This window comes from Pseudomonas sp. TH06, from assembly GCF_016651305.1.
In the GTDB taxonomy this organism is placed as follows: Bacteria; Pseudomonadota; Gammaproteobacteria; order Pseudomonadales; family Pseudomonadaceae; genus Aquipseudomonas.
Map to the genome: position 1 here is coordinate 4778366 of NZ_JAEKEC010000001.1, position 21903 is coordinate 4800268.

Here is a 21903-nt window from a genome sequence, read left to right on the forward strand (position 1 = left end):
CGCAGACAGCCCCTGCACATATCCCCGTTGTACATGGCAAATTTGCACTGTTACGATCGGCTAACGCTCGCGCGCGAGCTTCTCGAATAAAGACAATAAAAGCAGGGAGTTAGTGATGACTGCTCAGGCTTCATCCCCGCGGACACAGTCCATGGATGCCACGCAAAACGAAGTGCTGGCCGAGGTTCGCAACCACATTGGTCACCTCACCCTCAACCGCCCCGCCGGTCTCAACGCCATTACCCTCGACATGGTGCGCCTGCTGCAACAGCAGCTCGACGCCTGGGCGAGCGATGCCAATGTGCAGGCCGTCGTGCTGCGCGGTGCCGGTGAAAAAGCCTTCTGCGCCGGTGGCGATATTCGTTCTCTGTACGACAGTTTCAAAAGCGGCGACACGCTGCACGAAGATTTCTTCGTCGAGGAATACGCCCTCGACCTGACGATTCATCATTACCGCAAACCTGTATTGGCGCTGATGGACGGTTTTGTCCTCGGTGGCGGCATGGGTCTGGTGCAAGGCGCGGATCTGCGCGTGGTCACCGAGAAGAGCCGACTGGCGATGCCGGAAGTGGCCATCGGTTATTTCCCCGATGTCGGCGGCAGTTATTTCCTGCCGCGCATTCCCGGTGAGTTGGGCATTTATCTGGGTGTCAGCGGCGTGCAGATCCGTGCTGCCGACGCGCTGTATTGCGGCCTCGCCGACTGGTACCTGGACAGCAGCAAACTGGCGCTGCTCGACGAAAAACTCGATCAGATGGAATGGCAGGACACGCCGCTCAAAGCCTTGCAAAACCTGCTGGCCAAGCACGCCGTGCAAACCCTGCCCGATGCGCCACTGGAAGCCTTGCGCCCGGCCATCGACCACTTCTTCGCCCTGCCCGATGTGCCGAGCATGGTTGAGCAACTGCGCGCCGTGACCGTTGCCGACAGCCATGAATGGGCGACCACCACGGCTGATCTGCTGGAAAGCCGTTCGCCGCTGGCCATGGCCGTGACCCTGGAGATGCTCCGTCGCGGCCGTCACCTGAGCCTGGAACACTGCTTCGCCCAGGAGCTGCATCTGGATCGCCAGTGGTTCGAACGCGGCGACCTGATCGAAGGCGTGCGCGCCCTGCTGATCGACAAGGACAAGACACCTCGCTGGAACCCGCCGACCCTCGCCGCGCTGGACGCAGCGCAGGTCGCGGGTTTCTTCCACGGTTTTGATGAGAGCGGGAGCTGAGCCATGCACGATCTCGAACTGACTGAAGAACAAGTGATGATCCGCGACATGGCCCGGGATTTTGCCCGTGGCGAAATCGCGCCCCACGCACAGGCCTGGGAAAAGGCTGGCTGGATCGATGACGCGCTCGTCGCGAAGATGGGCGAACTCGGTTTGCTCGGTATGGTGGTGCCGGAAGAATGGGGCGGTACTTACGTCGACTACGTGGCGTATGCCTTGGCGGTCGAAGAGATTTCTGCCGGCGACGGCGCGACCGGCGCGTTCATGAGCATTCACAACTCGGTCGGTTGCGGCCCGGTGCTCAACTACGGTAGCGAAGAACAGAAGCAGACCTGGCTGGCGGATCTGGCCAGCGGGCAAACCATCGGCTGCTTCTGCCTGACCGAACCGCAGGCCGGTTCCGAAGCGCACAACCTGCGCACCCGCGCCGAATTGCGTGACGGCCAGTGGGTGATCAACGGCGCCAAGCAATTCGTCAGCAACGGCAAACGGGCGAAACTGGCTATCGTGTTTGCAGTGACCGATCCGGATCTTGGCAAGAAAGGCATTTCGGCGTTTCTGGTGCCAACCGATACCGCGGGGTTCATCGTCGACCGTACCGAACACAAGATGGGCATCCGCGCCTCCGACACCTGCGCGGTGACACTGAACAACTGCAGCATTCCCGAGGCCAATCTGCTCGGTGAGCGCGGCAAGGGGCTGGCGATTGCACTGTCCAACCTTGAAGGCGGCCGCATCGGCATCGCTGCGCAAGCGTTGGGCATCGCCCGTGCGGCGTTCGAAGCGGCGCTGGTTTATTCGCGTGAGCGTATCCAGTTCGGCAAACCGATCAACGAACACCAGAGCATCGCCAACTTGCTGGCCGACATGCACATGCAGCTGAACGCGGCGCGCTTGATGATTCTGCACGCGGCGCGGCTGCGCACGGCGGGCAAACCGTGTCTGTCAGAGGCTTCGCAGGCCAAACTGTTTGCGTCGGAAATGGCCGAGAAGGTGTGCTCGTCGGCGATTCAGATTCATGGCGGGTATGGGTATCTGGAAGACTATCCAGTCGAGAAGTACTACCGCGATGCACGGATCACGCAGATTTATGAAGGGTCGAGCGAGATACAGCGGATGGTGATTGCCCGCGAACTGAAGAACTACCAGCTCTAAAAGCATCGCGAGCAGGCTCACTCCTACAGGGTCTTCGGGTGTACACAAAAACTGTGTCAACCGCTATTCCACTGTAGGAGTGAGCCTGCTCGCGATGAGGTCAGCTCAGACGCTGCTTATTTGCCCTGAAACTCAGGCGTCCGCTTGGCCACAAACGCCGCCATTCCTTCTTTCTGATCCTGCGTGGCAAACGCCGCATGGAACACCCGGCGCTCGAAGCGCACGCCCTCAGTCAGGTTCACTTCAAAGGCACGATTCACGCTCTCTTTGACCATCATCGCAATCGGCAGCGACTTGCTGGCAATCACCGCCGCCACCTTCAGCGCTTCTTCCAGCAATTCATCGCTCGGCACGATTCGCGCAACGATGCCGCATCGCTCGGCTTCCACCGCATCGATCATGCGCCCGCTCAAGCACATCTCCATGGCTTTGGCCTTGCCCACGGCGCGGGTCAGGCGCTGGGTGCCGCCCATGCCCGGCAGCACGCCGAGGTTGATTTCCGGCTGACCGAATTTGGCGTTGTCGCCCGCCAGAATGAAGTCGCACATCAACGCCAGCTCACAGCCGCCACCCAGGGCAAAGCCGTTGACCGCCGCGATGATCGGCTTGCGCCGGTTGGCCACACGGTCGCTGTCGCTGAACAGATCGTCCATGTAGATCTGCGGGTAGGTCAGCTCGGCCATTTCCTTGATGTCGGCACCGGCGGCAAAAGCCTTTTTCGAACCGGTGAGGACGATGCAACCGATGTTCGCATCGGCTTCCAGGCCATCAAGGGCATGGTTCACTTCGCTGACCAGTTGCGCGTTCAGGGCATTCAGCGCCTGCGGCCGGTTCAGGGTGATCAGGCCAACACGGCCGTGGGTTTCCAGCAAAATGGTTTCGTAAGTCATGAATTCAGATTCCTTCTCAAAGATTGCGCGAGATGACCATGCGCTGAATGTCGCTGGTGCCTTCGTAGATCTGGCAGACGCGCACGTCGCGGTAGATGCGCTCCAGCGGGAAGTCGTTCAGGTAACCGTAACCGCCGAGGGTTTGCAACGCCATCGAGCAGACCTTCTCGGCCATTTCCGAAGCGAACAGTTTGGCCATCGACGCCTCAACCAGCGCCGGTTGGCCGCTGTCACGCAACGCCGCGGCGTAATGCACCATTTGCCGGGCGACGGCGATTTGTGTGGCCATGTCGGCGAGGCGGAATGCCACGGCTTGATGCTCGATGATCGGCTTGCCAAAGGTGTCGCGTTCACGGGCGTAATCACGCGCCGCTTCAAACGCGGCGCGGGCCATGCCCACCGATTGCGAGGCGATGCCGACGCGACCACCTTCAAGGTTGGCCAGGGCGATTTTGTAACCTTCGCCCTCCTCACCCAGTCGATTGGCGACCGGTACTTTGACGTCTTCGAAGAGGATCTGGCAGGTGTCCGAGGCGTGCTGGCCGAGTTTGTCTTCGACGCGAGCGACTTTGTAGCCCGGCGAATCGGTCGGCACGATAAACGCAGTGATGCCGCGCTTGCCGGCACTCGGATCGGTCACGGCAAACACAATGACGATCCCGGCGTTTTGCCCGGAAGTGATGAACTGTTTGCAGCCGTTCAGCACGTAGTGATCGCCTTCAAGGCGCGCACGGGTTTTCAGACTGCTGGCATCGGAACCGGCCTGCGGTTCGGTCAGGGCAAACGCGCCGAGCATCGCGCCGCTGGCCAGCGGCTTGAGGAAACGCTCACGCTGGTCGTCGTTGCCAAACTTGAGGATCGGCACGCAACCCACCGAGTTGTGCACGCTCATGATCGTCGAGCAGGCGCCGTCGCCGGCAGCGATTTCTTCCAGGGCCATGGCGTAAGCCAGGTAGCCGGTGTCACAACCGCCCCACTGCTCCGGCACGAGCATGCCAAAAAAGCCCAGTTCGGCCATCTCGCCGATGGCCTCCTTGGGGAAACGGTGCTCGCGATCCCACTCGGCGGCGAACGGCTTGAGGCGTTCCTCGGCAAACTGCCGGGCCATGTCGCGGATCTGGGTTTGGTCTTCGTTGGGAATCATGGTCAATCCTTAAATGTCAGTCGCACCGCTAACCCCTTGTAGGAGTGAGCCTGCTCGCGATGGCGTCGTGTCAGTCAACACTGATTTATATGACCCACCGCTTTCGCGAGCAGGCTCACTCCTACAAGGGGACTGCGTGAATCAGTAGACGCATTCCACGGCCATGGCCGTCGCTTCGCCGCCGCCGATGCAGATGGCCGCGATCCCGCGCTTGAGGTTGCGCTGGCGCAGTGCCGACAGCAAGGTCACCAGAATCCGCGCACCGGACGCGCCGATCGGATGGCCCAGCGCGCAGGCGCCGCCGTGTACGTTGAGCTTGTCGTGGGGGATTTCCAGGTGAGTCATCGCCGCCATGCCGACCACGGCAAACGCTTCGTTGACCTCGAACAGATCAACGTCGCCCAGCGACCAACCGGTTTTCTTGATCAGTTTCTTGATCGCACCAATCGGCGCCACCGGAAACAACCCCGGAGTGTCGGCGAATGCTGCATGACCATGAATAACGGCCAACGGCTTCAGACCGAGTTTCTGCGCCTGCGACTGACGCATCAGCAGCAAAGCCGCAGCGCCATCGGAAATCGAACTGGAGTTCGCCGCCGTGACCGTGCCGCCTTCACGGAACGCCGGTTTCAGTGAGGCAATCTTGTCCAGTTTGGCTTTCGGTGGCTGTTCATCGTTGCTGATCAGCACCTGCTCTTTGCCGACGGTCACGGTCAGCGGGACGATTTCGTCCTTGAAGCTGCCGTCCTTGATCGCCTGCTGCGCGCGGGTGGTCGACGCGATCGCAAAAGCGTCCTGCGCTTCGCGGCTGAAGTCATTGGTTTCGGCGCAGTCCTCGGCAAAAGTGCCCATCAGGCGACCCTTGTCGTAGGCATCTTCGAGGCCGTCGAGGAACATCGAGTCGAGCACGCGGCCATGGCCCATGCGATAACCGGCGCGGGCACGATCGAGCAGATACGGCGAGTTGGACATGCTTTCCATGCCACCGGCAATCACCACATCGGCACTGCCGGCGACCAGCATGTCGTGGGCCAGAATGGTGGTTTCCATGCCCGAACCACACATCTTGTTGACGGTGGTGCAACGGGTCGATTTATCCAGCCCGGCGCCCAGTGCCGCTTGCCGCGCCGGTGCCTGACCGAGGCCGGCGGGCAGCACGCAACCGAACAGCACTTCATCGACCGCGTCGCTGGCGACCCCGGCGCGTTCAACCGCCGCCTTGATCGCGGCGGCACCGAGTTGTGGCGCGGTAAGACTTTTCAGTTCGCCCTGAAATCCGCCCATCGGGGTGCGGACGGCGCTGACAATGACAATCGGATCGTTGGAAAGGGTCATGACAAATCCTCCTTACTTGGCGGCCATGCGCAAGGCGCCGTCGAGACGGATCACCTCGCCGTTGAGCATGCTGTTTTCGATGATATGCCGAACCAGCGCGGCGTACTCGGCAGGCTTGCCCAAGCGCGGCGGGAACGGAACGCCAGCAGCGAGCGAGTCGCGTACTTCCGGGGTCATGCCGGCCATCATCGGGGTTTCGAAAATCCCCGGGGCGATGGTCATCACGCGGATGCCGAAGCGCGCCAGTTCACGGGCGGCCGGCAGGGTCAGGCTGGCGATCGCGCCTTTCGATGCCGAATAGGCTGCCTGACCGATCTGGCCGTCAAACGCCGCCACCGAAGCGGTGTTGATGATCACACCGCGCTCGCCGTCAGCATTCGCCTCGGACTCAGCGATGGCGGCAGCGGCCAGTCGCAGCATGTTGAAGCTGCCGATCAGGTTGACGTTGATAACCTGAGCAAAACTGGCCAGTGCATGCGGGCCGTTTTTGCCGAGGATTTTCTCGCCACGGACGATGCCGGCGCAGTTGACCAGACCGTTGAGGCTGCCAAAGGCGCTGACGGTCGCTTGCACGGCGGCTTCGGCAGCGGCTTCGTTGCTGATGTCGGCCACCACACTCTGAGCGCCCAAACGCTGGGCCTGCGCGGCGACGGCTTCAGCGTTCATGTCCACCAGCATCACTTTGGCGCCGGCACTGACCAGCAATTCAGCGGTGGCGGCACCGAGGCCGGATGCGCCGCCGGTGACGATAAAAACCTTGTTCTCGATCTGCATGACTGTACTTCCTGATTCAAGCTGAAACGTTCTTCGCCGCAGCCTCTTGAGCTTTGGCGATTTCCTGGTTGCGCAAGATAAAGCGCTGCAATTTGCCACTCGGGGTCTTGGGCAATTCGCTGACAAATTCGATTTCACGCGGGTATGAATGCGCGGCCAGACGCTTGCGCACATGTTGCCGCAGCTCTTCGGCCAACTCCGGCGCCGCACGGTATTGCGCGCTGAGCACGACAAAGGCCTTGACCAGTTCGGTGCGTTCCGGATCGGGTTTGCCGACCACCGCCGCTTCGACCACGGCGGGGTGTTCGATCAATGCGCTTTCGACATCGAACGGGCCGACGCGGTAGCCAGATGTGGTAATTACGTCATCGCTGCGGCCGACGAAGCTAATACTGCCGTCCGGGTTCCACTCCACGGTGTCGCCGCTCAGGTAGTAATCGCCGACGAAGGCCTTGGTCGGCGCGCCCTGGTAGCCGCCGAACCAGCACATCGGTGACTGCGGACGGTCGATGGCAAGAATGCCGGGGTGGCCGACGCCGAGTTCGTTGTACTGATCGTCGAGCACCACAATGCGATGCCCCGGCGAGGCGAAACCGGCAGCGCCGACATGCACCGGGTGATCGAGGCCGTGGTGGTTGCACAGAACCATGCCCAGCTCGGTCTGGCCGTAATGGTCGTGAATGACCACATCGAGGTTGTCGGCGAACCAGCGGATCACTTCCGGGTTCAGCGGCTCGCCGGCGCTGCTGACGATGCGCAACTTGCCCTTGATCGACTTGGCAAACTCATCACCGCCGGCAATCAGCAAGCGATACGCCGTCGGTGAACCGGTGAGGTTGGTGATGCCGTACTTGTTGATCACCCGGCAGGTGCTTTCGAGGGTGAACGGACCATCGTAAAAGGTGATCGGATGGCCCATCGACAACGGCCCGGTCACACCGAAGTAGATGCCGTAGGCCCAGCCCGGGTCGGCCACGTTCCAGAACGCATCTTCCGGACGCAGATCAACCGCGTCGCGGGTGTAGCTCTGGAAGGCGATGATGGCTTTGAGTGGCACGGAAAGGGCTTTCGACGGGCCGGTGGTGCCCGAGGTGAACATCAACAGGAACGGGTCTTCGCCGGTGAGCAGCACCGGTTCGCAGATGTTGGAATGGTTGGGCAGCTCGGCCCAGAAACTGTAATCGCCACGAACAATGCCCTGGCCCTTGGCGCCGCCAACGGTGACCACGGTCGGGCAATCGGCAACTTCCGCAAGTTTTGGCCGGTTGACCGCGTCGGTCACCACGACTTTGGCGCCGGAGCTGTTCAGGCGATGTTCGAGGGCTTTAGGGCCGAACGCGGTGAACAGCGGTTGATACACCGCGCCGATGCGCCAGGTGGCGAACACGGTGATCAGTAATTCGATATTGCGCGGCAGCAGACCGGCGACCTTGTCGCCTTTCTGCACGCCTTGGGCGAGGAGGAAATTGGCAAAACGCGCGGCTTTGTCCTGCAGGTCGCTGAAGGTGTACGTCGCACTGGCGCCGTCGCGACCTTCCCAGAACAGCGCGATACGCCCGGGCAATGCGTGGCGGTCGCAGCATTCGACGCAGGCATTCAGTGCTTCAAGCGTGCCGCAGAGTGCGGCGTCCACGGTGTGCTGATAGTTGAACTGTTCAGTGGCAGACAAGTAATCGCGCATTGCCAGAATCCCTCTGTGTTTTTATTAGGTTGGGGAACCGTAAACAACAGATGGATAGTCGCGCTGCGGGGGACTTGGGGCAATGGTCAAAGCCATCAAAGTGGCTGACTGGTTTGGCCAGGGTTCAAGCTGTGTGTTGCATGGACTGGCGTTATCGCGAGCAGGCTCACTCCTACAGGGGGAACGCATTTCAAATGTAGGAGTGAGCCTGCTCGCGATAGGGCCAGATCAAACAACTTCGTTAAGGATCAACGTGCGGTAATGCCCCGGATTGGACCCGGACCACTTGCGAAACGCCTTGTAGAACGAACTGGCATCGGCAAACCCCAGTCGCGCCGCAATCTCGACAAAACTGATCGAAGGCTCCGCCAGCCAGACAATCGCCAGTTCCTTGCGCACGCTGTCCTTGAGCCCCTGATAGGTCTGCCCTTCCTCCGCCAGCCGCCGACGCAACGTCGAGGCCGACATGCACAGTTGCTGGGCCAGCGCCTCGGTTTCCGGCCACTGCTCGGCGGGCAACTGGCGCAAGTCCTGTTTGATCCGACTGGCGAGGCTTTCCGGGTCGCGGTACTTCACCAGAATGTTCGCCGGTGCGTGAGCCAGGAAGCGCTTGAGCTCTTCAGCGCTGCGTTTGATCGGCAGATCGAGGCAATCGGCGGAGAAAATCATCCGCGTGCGCGGTCGATCAAAACGCAGGTTTTCCGAGAACATCACCCGATAGTCATCAGTGAAATCCGGCGCCGGGCAACGCAGTTCGATCGCCAGAATCGGAATCCGCCGCCCGGCCAGCCAGCACGCCACGCCGTGCACGATCATCCAGTAGGTGAAATACGTAAAGGCGCGGCGTGGCTGAGGATCATCTTCAAGCAGGACGATTTCCGCCAGGCTCTGCTGATGCACCAGTTGCGCGGGCATTTTTTCCAGCATCAGCGAGAGGAACGTCAGCCCCGTGTTCAGACCGCCGGCCAGCGTCGGTTGGGCCATCGCGCTGCGACAGAGGAACTCCAGACTCCCGGACTTGAGCCGGCGCGGGTCCATGCCGAAGAACTCGTCATCGCCACGCCGTGCGAGCAAACGCCAGAACCTGGCGTATTGCGAGGCCGGCACCCGGCCATCCTCACTTTGCAACAGCGCCGGATCGATGCCGACCTTGTTCAAGGCGTCTTCCGTGGCCACGCCCGGGGCACAACTTTGCAGCAGCGCTTCACGCACCAGTTGCACGGCGATGGTGTCTTTTTCCGACATGGAACTCGGCTATTCCTGTTGTTTTTCGAATGACGCGCATCTTACCGCAGGACACGAATTGAACACGAACCCCTGTAGGAGTGAGCCTGCTCGCGATGGCGGCCGGTCAGAAAAATATGTGCTGACTGACCCAGCGCCATCGCGAGCAGGCTCACTCCTACAGGGATCTGTGTGAGGCAAAAATTGAGGTTGTTCAGCTACCGTTCAGCTTCATGTCAATGAATGTCATGTGAGAATGAGTGTCATTATGTTACAACTTGTAACCTCTTCGAATGACTTATTGGATGTCGAATGCTCGTTCCCTTTCTGATCATGCTGCGCGAAGGCATTGAAGCCGCGCTGATCGTTGGCATCATCGCCAGCTACCTGCAACAGACCGGCCGTGGCCAATGGATGCCCGCCGTGTGGATCGGCGTGTTTCTCGCCGCAGCGCTGGCCCTGCTGGTCGGTGGTGGCCTGGAACTGGTCAGCGCCGAATTCCCGCAAAAACAGCAGGAGCTTTTCGAAGGCGTGGTCGGGTTGGTGGCGGTGGGCATTCTCAGCTCGATGGTGTTCTGGATGCGCAAGGTCGCACGGTCGATCAAACATTCGCTACAAGCCTCGCTGGATCAGGCGCTGACCTCCTCCAGACATCAGGTGATCGCGCTGATTGCCATGGTCTTCTTCGCGGTCGCTCGCGAAGGTCTGGAAACGGTGTTCTTCCTGCTCGCGGTGTTCCAGCAAAGCGAAGGCCCCGGCGCGCCGATCGGTGCTCTGCTCGGTCTGATTCTGGCGATCATCGTCGGTTTTCTGATCTACACCGGCAGCATGCGCCTGAACCTCTCGGCATTCTTCAAATGGACCGGGCTGTTCATTCTCGTCGTCGCCGCCGGGATTCTCGCCAACTCGGTACAGGCCCTGCATGAAGCCGGCCTGTGGAATCACCTGCAAACCGTGCTCTTCGATTTCAGCGCGACGTTGCCGATGGATGGCCCGCTGGGCTCGGTGCTGGCCGGCATGTTCGGTTATCAGGATGCGCCGACCGTCAGCACCCTCGGTGCGTACCTGATCTATCTCGTCGTGGCGCTGGTGATGTTCTTCTATCCCGCCGCGCCGGTTGCCTCGAAAGCAGCCAAATCGTCTTCCGTTTCCAGCCAATAAGGGCATCCATGTCAAAGCCTAATACCCCTCAGGCCTCCCCTCCCCGTGCCTTGCGCTGGGCGGTGGCCGGTTCGGTGGTCGTGATGATCGCTGCCGGTGGCCTGTTCTACTACGCCTCGAAAATGGCCGCAGCCAAGCGTCAGCTCAACCATGACGAAGTGGTGGTCAACATTCATCCGGGCAGTTGCGAGCCGAATGCACTGACCGTACCGGCCGGTCGCGCCAGTTTCCGCATCGTCAATCGCTCCGACCGTGCCGTGGAATGGGAAATTCTCGACGGTGTGCTGGTGGTCGAAGAGCGCGAAAACATTGCGCCGGGCCTGAGCCAGGTGATCAACGCCAACCTGCAACCCGGCGACTACGCAATCACCTGCGGCCTGCTGAGCAACCCGCGCGGCACCCTGCACGTGACGCCGACCGCTGCTTCCGATGCGGCCGCCAAGGCCAAACCATCGATGGTCGCCTTCGTCGGGCCGCTGTCGGAATTCCGCGTGTATCTGGCCAGCCAGGGTAGCGCGCTGATCAAAGCAGTGACCGCACTCGATCAGGCGATTGCCAGTGGCGATCTCAGCCAGGCGCAGGCGTTGTACCTGCCGGCGCGTGCCGCCTATCAACGTCTGGCCCCGGCAGCGCAGCGTCTGGCGGAACTGGACAACAGCATCAACGCCCGAGCCGATTACTTCGAGAAGCGCGAGCAGGATCCGGCGTTCGTTGGCTTCCACCGCCTCGAATACGCATTGTTCCAGCAACGCAAACTCGACGAACTCGCTGCCGTCTCGCAGCGCTTGCTGAGCGACGTCACCACGCTCAAACAGCAACTGCTCGCGCAGACGCTGCCACCGGAGCAACTGGTCAATATCGTGGTGCGCAACCTCAACACCCTGGCCGATGTACGCGCCGCCAGCGGTGAAGAAGAACGCTACAGCCACAGCGATCTCAACGGTTTTGCCGCGAATGCCGAAACCGCACACAAAGTTGTCGAGTTGCTGCGGCCGATGCTGAGCAAATCCGCCGCCGATCTGTTGCCAAAAATCGATCAGGCACTGGCGGATTTCGACAGCCAACTGAACAGCTTCAAGGTCAAGGACGGCTACGCCACTTACGACACTGTCAGCGGCGAACAACGCAAGCAGATCGCCGACAAGGCTCAGGCCCTGGCCGACGCACTGGATGGCATTGATCCCGCCCTCGGCCTCTCCGGCCTGTAAGCAGAAGACGAGTACCGATGAAAGATTCCGAACAACTCAACCTGCAACGTCGCCGTGTCCTGATGGGCATGGGCGCTGCCGGTGTCGCCCTCGCGGGCTCGGCCCTGAGCTGCCCGGCCATGGCCGCAGCACCTGCGCAAGTCACCGAAGCGCCGAGCAGCGACAAGACTGAAGACCGCCACGATTTCCACGGCGTGCATCAGACCGGCATCGTCACCCCGCGCCCGGCCTCGGGCATGTTCGTGTCATTCGACGTGCTGGCCAGTGATCGCGAAGATCTGGAGCGGCTGTTCCGCACGCTCAACGAACGCATCGCTTTCCTGATGAAGGGCGGCCCGGTGGCGCAGATCGACCCGAAACTGCCGCCACCGGACTCCGGCATCCTCGGCCCGGTCGTCACTCCGGACAACCTGACCATCACCGTGTCGGTGGGTGAATCGCTGTTCGACGAGCGCTTCGGCCTGGCCGAGGCCAAACCAAAACGCCTGCAACGCATGGTCGGTTTCCCCAACGATGCGCTGGAAGCCGATTGCTGCCACGGCGACTTGAGTTTGCAGTTCTGCTCCAACACTGCCGACACCAACATTCACGCCCTGCGCGACATCGTCAAGAACCTGCCGGACCTGCTGCTGGTGCGTTGGAAACAGGAAGGCAGCGTGCCGCCGCAAGCCCCGGCCAAACCGGGTGTGCCGGCGCAATCGGCACGCAACTTTCTCGGTTTCCGCGACGGCTCGGCCAACCCCGATTCCAACGACGCCAAAGCCATGGATCGCCTCGTCTGGGTGCAACCCGGCAGCGACGAACCGGCCTGGGCGGCTCACGGCAGTTATCAAGCGGTGCGGATCATCCGCAACTTCGTCGAGCGCTGGGATCGCACGCCGTTGCAGGAACAGGAAAGCATCCTCGGCCGGGTCAAGACCACTGGCGCGCCCATGGGCGGCAACCATGAAAGTGAAGTCCCGGACTACAGCAAAGACCCGGAAGGCAAGCTGACCAAACTCGACGCGCACATCCGTCTGGCCAACCCGCGCACCGCCGCGACGCAGGCCAGCCTGATCCTGCGCCGGCCGTTCAATTACTCCAACGGCGTCAACAAGAACGGCCAGCTCGACATGGGCCTGCTGTTCATCTGTTACCAGGCCGATCTGGAAAAAGGTTTCATCACCGTACAGACCCGCCTCAACGGCGAACCGCTTGAGGAGTACCTCAAACCGGTCGGCGGCGGTTACTTCTTCACCCTTCCGGGTGTCACGGGCGACAAGGACTTTATCGGTCGCTCGCTGCTCAACGCCACACAACCGAAAACAGCTGCATAAAACAATCTCAACACTGGAGCCGCCCCCATGAAAAAAACGCCACTCGCGTTATTGCTGACCCTTGGTTTGCTCAACACCCCGCTGTCGGCGTTCGCCGCGACAGCACCGCTGGATCTGGTCGGGCCGGTTTCGGACTACAAGATTTACGTTACCGAGCAGCTCGACGAACTGGCCAGCCACACCCAGCAATTCACCGACGCGGTGAAAAAAGGTGATCTGGCCACTGCGCAAAAACTCTACGCACCGACCCGCGTGTATTACGAGTCGATCGAGCCGATTGCCGAGCTGTTCAGTGACCTCGATGCGTCCATCGACTCGCGTGTCGACGACCACGAGAAAGGCGTGAAGGCAGATGATTTCACCGGTTTCCACCGCATTGAATACTCGCTGTTCTCGGAGAAAAGCACCCAGGGTCTGAATGAGCTGGCCGACAAGCTCGACAGCGACGTCAAAGACCTGCAAACCCGCGTGGCCGGCCTGACCTTCCCGCCTGAGAAAGTCGTCGGCGGTGCTGCTGCACTGCTGGAAGAAGTCGCCGCGACAAAGATTTCCGGTGAAGAAGACCGTTACAGCCACACCGACCTCTATGACTTCCAGGGCAACATCGATGGCGCGAAGAAAATCGTCGACCTGTTCCGTCCGCAGATCGAGAAACAGGACAAGGCTTTCGTCGCCAAAGTCGACAAGAACTTTGCCACTGTCGACAAAATCCTGGCCAAGTACAAGACCAAGGACGGTGGTTTCGAGACGTATGACAAGGTGAAGGATAACGACCGCAAGGCGCTGGTTGGGCCGGTGAATACACTGGCGGAAGACCTGTCCACGTTGCGTGGCAAGTTGGGTCTGAACTGAGTTTTTTAGCGTCTGGTCTGGCCCTATCGCGAGCAGGCTCACTCCTACAATTGGAATGCGTTCCCCTGTAGGAGTGAGCCTGCTCGCGATAGCGGTTGTATGACCGCTACAAATTTAAACCTTACAAAATCCGGTAGAGCAATCGCTCGATCCGCACCCGACTCACACGCTTGAGAAACTTCGCCACCCCGCTCGGATACTCCGGCAGCGTCTCCAGATTCTGAAAACTGGTGATCCGCGTGGTATGCCGGAAAATCTCCTCCAGCTCCTGCGCGCGCGGCTCCAGCCACTCCCCCTTCGGATCATCAATCAGCAGCGCGTTTTCCAGATCCAGTCGGAACGCCCGTGGATTGAGGTTATTGCCGGTCAGCAGCGTATAGCGCTGATCGATCCACATGCCTTTGAGGTGATAGGTGTTGTCGCCATCACGCCACAAGTGCAGGTTCAACTGGCCGCTGTCGATGTTGCGCTGATGCCGTTTGGCGAAGCGGCGCAGGCTGATTTCGTACAGGTACGGCAACGCCGCGATCACCTTGAACGGCTCGCTCGGCGGAATGTAGAAGTCGTTGGCGGTCTTGTCGCCGACCACGATATCGATCTTCACCCCACGCGCCAGGGCGCGGTTGACCTCGCGGATCACCCCCAGCGGCAGGTTGAAGTACGGCGTACAAATGGTCAGTTGTTTCTGCGCACTGGCGATCAGTTCGAGAATCGCCCGGTTCAGCGGGTTGTTCTTGCCCACGCCGAGCAATGGACTGACCGACAGGCCATCTCTGGCGGTGCTGCCGGTGGCGGTGTCGTAAGTGGCGTATTTGAGGCGGCTGCGCAGATCGCCAATGTCGTTGCGCAGGCTGCGCGTGGTCGGCAGGTTTGGCAGGTCGAGGCGATGCACGGCTTTCGATTCGATCAGGCCGTGCTTGACCAGGTGATGCATCGAATCCGCCAGTTCACGGCTTTGCAGGACGTGATAACGGTCGAAACGGTACTTGTCGAACTTGTGCAGGTAGACGTTGTTCAGGCTCGCGCCGCTGTACACCACGCAATCGTCGATCACGAAACCCTTCAAATGCAGAACGCCGAACAGTTCGCGGGTCTGCACCGGCACGCCGTAGACCGGCACCTCACTCTGGTGAGTGCGGGTCATTTCCTGATACCACGCCGAATTGCCCGGCTGCTTGCCAGCGCCGATCAGCCCGCGCTGCGCACGCAGCCAGTCGACCACCACAGCGATTTCCAGCTCGGGACGCTTGAGTTTGGCGGCGTGCAAGGCATCGAGGATTTCCTGACCGGCTTCGTCTTGCTGCAGATAGAGCGCGACGATGTAGATGCGCCGGGTCGCCGTGGCGACCTTCTCCAGCAGGCAACGACGGAACTCGGCGGCGCCGGACAAAATGGTCACGGCCTCGGCGGTCAGCGGGAAGCTGCGCAGTTTGGGCAGCAGAGAACGTTTGAAAAGCAACGGCATAGGGCTCGCAATGGGTCGAATCCGAAGAACCCGAGAGCTTACACCATCGCATCCCTCGGGTCTTGCCGACACTCTAAAAGATCGCAGCCTTCGGCAGCGCCTACACAGATCAATGTAGGAGCTGCCGAAGGCTGCGATCTTTTGATCTTAAAAACACCTTGCCAAAGGAGAACGATCGTTCTACTGTTCGCCGCATGAACGAAATCACTGACACCTCGACCCGCGACATCATTCTCGATGTCACCGAAAAGCTGATCTACAAAAGTGGCATCGCGGCCACCGGCATGGATCTTCTGGTGAAGACCGCCGGCGTCTCCAGAAAAAGCATCTACCGCTACTTCGCCAACAAGGAAGAGCTGACCGTCGCCGCCCTGCAACGCCGCGATGTGCGCTGGATGCACTGGTACCGAAGCGCGGTCGATCAGGCTGAAACCCCGGCCGATCGCCTGCTCAACCTGTTCACCGTACTCAAGGGCTGGTTTGCCTCGGAAGGTTTCCGTGGCTGTGCCTTCATCAACACCAGCGGCGAAACCGGTGATCCACAGGACCCGGTGCGCCAGGTCGCCAAAGACCACAAACAGAAGCTGCTCGACTACGTGTACGAGCTGTGTACCGAACATGGCGCCGAAGATCCGCAACTGCTGGCCAAACAGCTGCTGATCCTGATTGACGGCGCCATTACCGTAGCGCTTGTGATGGGTGATCACAGTGCCGCCGATAATGCGCAATGCATGGCGCGAAAGTTATTGGACCTGTAACGCCTTAATAAGCCTGACCCGTTGTTTAAACGTTAACTTTTTCGGGAGACTGACTATGTCTACTGCAGCCCAGGTGCGTCCGCCATTGCCCCCCTTCAACCGTGAATCGGCCATCGAGAAAGTTCGTCTGGCTGAGGACGGCTGGAATTCCCGCGATCCGGAAAGAGTTTCGCTGGCCTACACCCTCGACACGAAATGGCGTAACCGAGCCGAGTTCGCCAACAACCGCGAAGAAGCCAAAGCCTTCTTGACCCGCAAGTGGGCGAAAGAGCTGGATTACCGCTTGATCAAGGAACTCTGGGCCTACTCCGATACCCGTATCGCCGTGCGTTATGCGTATGAATGGCACGACGATTCGGGCAACTGGTTCCGCTCTTACGGCAACGAAAACTGGGAGTTCGATGACAACGGTCTGATGTTCCAGCGTTACGCCTGCATCAACGACATGCCGATCAAGGAAAGTGAACGCAAGTTCCACTGGCCACTGGGCCGACGCCCGGATGATCACCCGGGGCTGTCCGACCTCGGCCTCTGATTCAACACCGATAACATTTAGGAGTGAGCCTGCTCGCGATAGCGGAGTATCAGTCAACACTTAGGCTGAATGTTAAGACGCCATCGCGAGCAGGCTCACTCCTACAGGGGATGTGTAGGATTCAGGCAACAGCGGCGGTTTTTTCGGCCTCCAGTTCACGCACCAATGGCAACACCCGCTTGCCGAAGTACTCCACTTCTTCCTGAAAGTGCAGGAAACCCGCCAGCACCAGGTCCACACCCACCGCTTTCAGCGCGACGATTCGCTCGGCGATCTGCTGCGGCGTTCCGATCAGATTGGTCTTGAAACCATCGTTGTATTGCACCAGATCCTCGAACGTCGATTTCGCCCAGTTGCCCTCACCCTCCGGTGATGCCCTGCCCGCCTGCTTCGCCGCGTCGCCAAAGGCATTCACCGCTTCGGGATCGGCCTGATCAATGATTTGCGTGAGCACCGCCCGGGCTTCCTCCTCAGTGTCGCGGGCGATGACAAAGGCGTTCACGCCGACTTTCACCGAGTGATGATTGGCCGCCGCTTTTTGACGAATGTCATCAACCTGCGCCTTGATCCCCTCGACGCTGTTGCCATTGGTGAAATACCAGTCGGAGACCCGCGCTGCCATGTCCCGCGCGGCACGCGAACTGCCGCCCTGAAAGATTTCCGGACGGCCCAGCGGTTTGGGTTTCAGGGTGTAATTGTCGAAACGGTAGAAGTCGCCGCGAAAGCTGAAGTTGTCCTGGCTCCAGACGCCACGTAACGAGCGAATGAACTCTTCCGAGCGACGATAACGCTCGTCGTGTTCCAGCCAGTGCTCGCCAATGGCCTGAAATTCACCTTTGAACCAGCCACTGACGATGTTCACCGCAATCCGGCCGTTGGTGAGTTGATCGATGGTTGCCAGTTGCTTGGCGGCAAGCGCCGGTTGCCAAGGGCCGGGCAGGATCGCTGCAATCACTTTGAGTTTGCTGGTCGCTGCAAGCAAGGCGTGGCTGAACGCGACGGACTCGTGCTGAAACTCGGCACCGTACCCGGCGGTGAAACGGATCTGCGTCAGCGCGTATTCGAACCCGGCCGACTCGGCGATCTGCGCCAGTTTGCGGTTGTACTCGATGCCCCAATCGGTGCGTTGCTCGATCTTGCTGACCACCAGCCCACCGCTGACGTTCGGCACCCAGTAGGCAAATTTCACGGCTTGCTGACTCATTGGCATGTCCTCGGGACGTTCGGGAGATGAGTAACCCAGAGCAGCAAGCGTGCCAGCCGCGAAACACCCGGATTGACTGCGATTGAGAGGTGCGGGAGTGTTTTGCTGGAGGGCTGTTTGTCGGGTGGCTGTTGGCTGGGCAACAGTTGCAGCAAAGATTTACGGGGCTGGCGACCTCCTCGACCATGCCCGATGAACAAGTGCGGAATTTCGCCGCGAAAATCCCGCTCGGCCGTCACTACGGCAGCTTGAGCTATGGAATGCGATCAACCTGTGGGAGGGGGCTTGCTCGCGATAGCGCGGGGTCATTCAACATCATTGCTGTCTGATACAACGCTTTCGTGAGCAAGCCCACTCCCACAATGATTTGTGGTCATCCTGCAAGGATTGCGGCGGTTGACGGGTCTGCCCTCACTCCCTATCCTCGCGTCCGTCACGACTCATTCGTGATCGGGTTTGACGGCTCGGTATTTCCCTAGGTCCTTTGCGCAGCTCCATGGCAGCTGTGCGTGGGGCGCTTTCGAGTGCGCCGGGTTCCTAGGACCGGTCCGTCAACCCGCGTACAGTTGCCACCCAATTCGTTTGACGGCGATTTCGTGGCAACTCCAATTCCTGGGAGATGCACCGATGACCGATCCAACCACAATCGCTACCCCCTTCACCCGCTGCGACCACGTCGCCCACCACCTCTTCGCCGTTCAACCCGGCATCCCGTTACTCGACGCCCTCGAACACGCCACGGTCTACCTCAGTTGCGCCGAAGCCCTCGCCCATCAAGCCCCCACCGCCACCCGCCCGGAACACAGCGGCTCCTTGCGCTGGGCCAGCCAACAAATGCTCGGCACTGCACGCGCATTGGTGCAGGCATCGGTCGATGGTTTGCACGCCGCTCGCACTGGGGGTGACGCATGAATTCGCACCTTTCGATGACGCATAACGAAGACAGCATTCCCGTACTGCTGGTCTCCACCGAGGCTCCGCTGGATGTGTTGCACGCCAGTGCGGCGAGTCGGTTTCTGGCGGTGACGCAGATGATGGAAAGCCTGGCCAGTCTCGATATCACCTCGGCCAAGGGTGCCGACGTGCAGCAACTGGCCCACGCGGCGGCGATGTTGCTGCGTGATGGCTGTGATGTGATGGATGTGTTGGGGCGGCAGATCCAGTTGCGGGTTTGATCTATAAGCTTGTGTAGGAGCTGCCGCAGGCTGCGATCTTTTGATGTTGGTTCTCAAGATCAAAAGATCGCAGCCTGCGGCAGCTCCTACACGGTTACGGGTTCGGTAAATAAAGTGAACCCGGCCCTCTGGCGACTCTCCATACCTTTAAGTGCCCAACCGGTCCGCAGGGTCAGGAAGTCGTCATGTCTACGCCTATTATCAAGCTCTTCATTTATTGGACGTCGGGACGTGGTGCCTGTGCCGTCCGTTGAAACCTGCGCGGGCGGCGCATCATGAGTTTTGTCGTGTGGGTCGCAGTGCTCGGTGCGGTGCTGCTGACGCTGGCACTGACCTCGTCGTATCTGCGCTGGATGCCCGTAACCACTTCGGCTGTGTGTTTGCTGCTGGGTATCGGCATCGGCCCCAGCGGCCTCGACCTGCTGAAACTGCCTCTGGAACACGCCTCGTTGTGGATGGAGCACTTGACGGAAGTCGCGGTGCTGTTTTCGCTGTTTGTCTGCGGGCTGAAGTTGCGTCTGCCGCTGCGTGACAAGCGTTGGCGTATCGCGTTTGGCCTGGCAGGCCCGGTGATGGTGTTGACCATCGCGGGCGTCTGTCTGCTGCTGCACTGGGGGTTGCAACTGGCGTGGGGGCCGTCGTTGCTGATCGGCGCGATTCTGGCACCGACCGACCCGGTGCTGGCAGCGCTGGTGCAAGTCAACGATGCGCGGGACGTCGACAGCGTGCGATTTGGCTTATCCGGTGAAGCGGGACTCAATGACGGCATTGCCTTTCCCTTTGTATTGCTCGGCCTGTTGCTGCTCGACGGCTCCGGGCATTCCAGTGAGTGGCCGGACTGGATCTTGCGCAGCCTGTTGTGGGCCGTGCCCGCCGGGTTGTTGACTGGCTACTGGATGGGTCGAGGCATCGGCCGCTTGACGTTGTCCATGCGTATTCACAACGACGACAGCACGCTGAGCCCCAATGATTACCTGGCGCTGGCCCTGATCGCCCTCGCCTATGTGGTGGCCGAGGCCATCGGTGGCTACGGGTTTCTCTCGGTATTTGCCGCGGGGCTCGGTCTGCGTCAGGAAGAAGTGAAATCCACCGGCGCCGGTCAACCGCCTGCCGAACACCTGGTGCAACCGGTGGTGGGCCATCAGAACGTTGAGCCGCAACACGCGGTGCACGGTGATACCCAGCGGCTGGAGGTCAGTCAGGTCGCTGCCGGGATCATGATGGGTGACATGTTGTCCTTCGGCAGCCTCGTTGAACGCGCCATGGAGGTGTTTCTGGTGACGCTGCTCGGCGTGGTGCTGGTGACGCATTGGGACTGGCGGGCGCTGCTGGTCGGCGCCGTGCTGTTCGGTGTGATTCGTCCGGTGTGCGTGGCGCTGATGCCGTGGGGCTCGCTGCTGGAGGGACGGCAACGGCTGTTGATCGGCTGGTTCGGCATTCGCGGTATCGGCAGTCTTTTCTATCTGTTTTATGCCTTGAATCATGGCCTCGACGGTTCGGTGGCCGCGCTGTGTACGGACCTGACGCTCTCGGTCGTGGCCCTGAGCATTTTGCTGCACGGGATCAGTACCCAGCCGATTCTGGCGCGCTACGAACAGCGCAAAAACAAATCCCCCACACGGGTTTCCGGGGGATGAAAATCTTCAGCAAAAAAATGGATCTCTCGGCGATGGCCAGCGGTCACAAGCATAACCCCCGCCAGATGCACCCGGCGGGGCCCGGCAGGTTCGGTTCCCCTGCGGCGTTTCGCCCATGAAAAGGAATCATTGAACAGTAAGGTCACCGCCATGAAAGAATGCTCGACTCCTGCGCAAATCAAGGCTTGCAGGGCTTTGGCCCTGGAACGCAATCGTCAATTGTTCGAAGAAGCGCAGGCGCTGAATCGAGCGGCGCATGAGCTGCTCGAAAGCGGGCAGCTGGATTCTGAACAGTTTGAGCATTACCGCGCATTACGCCGTAAGGCCGATGTGAAATTTGCCGATGCGATCGAGCATTTGTGTGTGCTGAACGAGGATTTTCCGCCGATTCCGATGTCGGTGCAGAACTCTCAGGGGTTGCGGCGACAGCTTGAAACTGCCGACTGAAATAGTGACCGTTCACTTTCCTGTAGGAGCTGCCCCAGGCTGCGATCTTTTGATTTTGAAAAACAAGATCAAAAGATCGCAGCCTGCGGCAGCTCCTACAGGGAGAGTGTATTGGTAGATTTCGGGAGCAGATCAACCGCCCGGATTGGTCACCTGGATAAACACCGCATAACTCCCCAGCAACACCCAGAACGTCGCAAAAATCCACGGCGTGCGCACCGAAAACAGCAGCGACTTGCGATAGCCCTTGTGGCTCGACTCCATCTCGCTGAACAGCGGCGACTCGTCATAGGCCAAGCCCATCAATGGCTCGCTGAGCAGCAGATGACTCTGCTTGAAATGCCAGTGATCAATGATGTCATACGCCGCACGAATGCCCGGCCAGGCATTAAGCGAACTGAGCAGCCCCAACAGCGCCAGAAATGGTGGCACCACCAGCGTAAACAGCTTGCCCCACTCCGGGTTGAGGTTGGCCATGCACGACGCAAAGGCAATCACCAGAAACGACTGCGCCGCCAGATAGGCGTCGGTGCGATTGGCGAGGATGCTGGTTTCGTACTGGATCTCCCGGCGATAGAAATCCAGTCGTTCCTTGGGCGAACCGAACATCTTCGCGTCATGTTCGGCCTGGGTTTCTTTAGCGGTTGAGTGGGTCAGTATGCGAGGCAAGAGACGCATGCTCCGGGGCAGGGAAAACCTTTAGAAGCGCCCCGTTGCAGA

Annotated in this window: 21 protein-coding genes; 12 read left to right on the forward strand and 9 right to left on the reverse strand. The window is 60.2% G+C overall.

Going from position 1 to position 21903, the window contains the following annotated elements:
• The first annotated feature begins 115 nt into the window (after positions 1-115).
• Together JFT86_RS21275 and JFT86_RS21280 are read left to right on the forward strand one after the other, a co-directional pair.
• On the forward strand, positions 116-1222 hold the full coding sequence (locus JFT86_RS21275; RefSeq protein ID WP_201238190.1) for an enoyl-CoA hydratase/isomerase family protein: 1107 nt from the start codon (positions 116-118) through the stop codon (positions 1220-1222).
• Positions 1223-1225: 3 nt separating this feature from the next.
• Entirely contained in the window at positions 1226-2377 is a 1152-nt protein-coding gene (locus JFT86_RS21280) for an acyl-CoA dehydrogenase family protein (RefSeq protein ID WP_201238191.1), read from the forward strand.
• Between the two features lie 116 nt (positions 2378-2493).
• Here the strand turns inward: JFT86_RS21280 and JFT86_RS21285 are convergent, their stop codons facing one another.
• The 6 genes from JFT86_RS21285 to JFT86_RS21310 form a co-directional block, all read right to left on the reverse strand.
• Positions 2494-3267 carry an enoyl-CoA hydratase gene (locus tag JFT86_RS21285; RefSeq protein ID WP_201238192.1) on the reverse strand — a complete coding sequence of 258 codons (774 nt, stop codon included), beginning with the start codon at positions 3265-3267 and terminating at the stop codon, positions 2494-2496.
• Positions 3268-3283: 16 nt separating this feature from the next.
• A complete protein-coding gene (locus JFT86_RS21290) occupies positions 3284-4411 on the reverse strand; it encodes an acyl-CoA dehydrogenase (protein ID WP_007918873.1) in 1128 nt (375 codons plus the stop codon).
• A gap of 141 nt (positions 4412-4552) precedes the next feature.
• Complete coding sequence (locus JFT86_RS21295; protein WP_201238193.1) at positions 4553-5746, reverse strand: acetyl-CoA C-acyltransferase; 1194 nt, start codon at positions 5744-5746, stop codon at positions 4553-4555.
• A 12-nt stretch (positions 5747-5758) separates the two neighbouring features.
• Complete coding sequence (locus JFT86_RS21300) at positions 5759-6520, reverse strand: SDR family NAD(P)-dependent oxidoreductase (protein ID WP_201238194.1); 762 nt, start codon at positions 6518-6520, stop codon at positions 5759-5761.
• Positions 6521-6536: 16 nt separating this feature from the next.
• Positions 6537-8201, reverse strand: coding sequence for an AMP-binding protein (locus JFT86_RS21305; RefSeq protein WP_201238195.1), 1665 nt, complete (start codon positions 8199-8201; stop codon positions 6537-6539).
• 228 nt (positions 8202-8429) lie between these two features.
• Positions 8430-9446 (reverse strand): AraC family transcriptional regulator, encoded by a 1017-nt coding sequence (locus JFT86_RS21310; RefSeq protein WP_201238196.1) that lies wholly within the window; start codon positions 9444-9446, stop codon positions 8430-8432.
• Positions 9447-9737: 291 nt separating this feature from the next.
• Between JFT86_RS21310 and efeU the strand changes: the two genes are divergently transcribed.
• From efeU to efeO (JFT86_RS21330), 4 genes are read left to right on the forward strand one after another with little or no spacing between them, the layout of a single operon-like run.
• Complete coding sequence (gene efeU, locus JFT86_RS21315; RefSeq protein ID WP_201238197.1) at positions 9738-10586, forward strand: iron uptake transporter permease EfeU; 849 nt, start codon at positions 9738-9740, stop codon at positions 10584-10586.
• 8 nt (positions 10587-10594) lie between these two features.
• Positions 10595-11794 (forward strand): iron uptake system protein EfeO, encoded by a 1200-nt coding sequence (efeO, locus tag JFT86_RS21320; RefSeq protein WP_201238198.1) that lies wholly within the window; start codon positions 10595-10597, stop codon positions 11792-11794.
• A gap of 17 nt (positions 11795-11811) precedes the next feature.
• The gene (gene efeB, locus JFT86_RS21325) at positions 11812-13110 is read left to right on the forward strand and encodes an iron uptake transporter deferrochelatase/peroxidase subunit (protein ID WP_201238199.1); all 1299 of its coding nucleotides are present in this window, start codon (positions 11812-11814) and stop codon (positions 13108-13110) included.
• Positions 13111-13137: 27 nt separating this feature from the next.
• On the forward strand, positions 13138-13962 hold the full coding sequence (efeO, locus tag JFT86_RS21330; RefSeq protein ID WP_201238200.1) for an iron uptake system protein EfeO: 825 nt from the start codon (positions 13138-13140) through the stop codon (positions 13960-13962).
• 121 nt (positions 13963-14083) lie between these two features.
• Here efeO (JFT86_RS21330) and pssA read toward each other — a convergent pair whose 3' ends face one another.
• Positions 14084-15427, reverse strand: a complete 1344-nt coding sequence (gene pssA / locus JFT86_RS21335) for a CDP-diacylglycerol--serine O-phosphatidyltransferase (protein WP_201238201.1) — start codon at positions 15425-15427, stop codon at positions 14084-14086.
• 194 nt (positions 15428-15621) lie between these two features.
• Here pssA and JFT86_RS21340 point away from each other — a divergent pair, with 194 nt between their 5' ends.
• Together JFT86_RS21340 and JFT86_RS21345 are read left to right on the forward strand one after the other, a co-directional pair.
• On the forward strand, positions 15622-16185 hold the full coding sequence (locus JFT86_RS21340) for a TetR family transcriptional regulator (protein ID WP_201238202.1): 564 nt from the start codon (positions 15622-15624) through the stop codon (positions 16183-16185).
• Positions 16186-16240: 55 nt separating this feature from the next.
• Complete coding sequence (locus JFT86_RS21345; protein ID WP_103302046.1) at positions 16241-16720, forward strand: nuclear transport factor 2 family protein; 480 nt, start codon at positions 16241-16243, stop codon at positions 16718-16720.
• 121 nt (positions 16721-16841) lie between these two features.
• Here the strand turns inward: JFT86_RS21345 and sfnG are convergent, their stop codons facing one another.
• Positions 16842-17930 carry a dimethylsulfone monooxygenase SfnG gene (sfnG, locus tag JFT86_RS21350; RefSeq protein WP_201238203.1) on the reverse strand — a complete coding sequence of 363 codons (1089 nt, stop codon included), beginning with the start codon at positions 17928-17930 and terminating at the stop codon, positions 16842-16844.
• Between the two features lie 621 nt (positions 17931-18551).
• Between sfnG and JFT86_RS21355 the strand changes: the two genes are divergently transcribed.
• From JFT86_RS21355 to JFT86_RS21370, 4 genes are all read left to right on the forward strand, one after another.
• Positions 18552-18836 carry a DUF3077 domain-containing protein gene (locus JFT86_RS21355; RefSeq protein WP_201233450.1) on the forward strand — a complete coding sequence of 95 codons (285 nt, stop codon included), beginning with the start codon at positions 18552-18554 and terminating at the stop codon, positions 18834-18836.
• Positions 18833-19099, forward strand: a complete 267-nt coding sequence (locus JFT86_RS21360) for a short-chain dehydrogenase (protein ID WP_201233451.1) — start codon at positions 18833-18835, stop codon at positions 19097-19099. Before JFT86_RS21355 ends, JFT86_RS21360 begins: the two co-directional genes overlap by 4 nt.
• 275 nt (positions 19100-19374) lie before the next feature.
• Positions 19375-20736 (forward strand): cation:proton antiporter, encoded by a 1362-nt coding sequence (locus tag JFT86_RS21365; protein WP_201238204.1) that lies wholly within the window; start codon positions 19375-19377, stop codon positions 20734-20736.
• Positions 20737-20886: 150 nt separating this feature from the next.
• Positions 20887-21183: a hypothetical protein gene (locus JFT86_RS21370; protein WP_201238637.1), complete on the forward strand. Its 297-nt coding sequence runs from the start codon at positions 20887-20889 to the stop codon at positions 21181-21183.
• A gap of 132 nt (positions 21184-21315) precedes the next feature.
• Here JFT86_RS21370 and JFT86_RS21375 read toward each other — a convergent pair whose 3' ends face one another.
• Positions 21316-21852: a hypothetical protein gene (locus JFT86_RS21375; RefSeq protein WP_201238205.1), complete on the reverse strand. Its 537-nt coding sequence runs from the start codon at positions 21850-21852 to the stop codon at positions 21316-21318.
• Between the last annotated feature and the right edge of the window lie 51 nt (positions 21853-21903).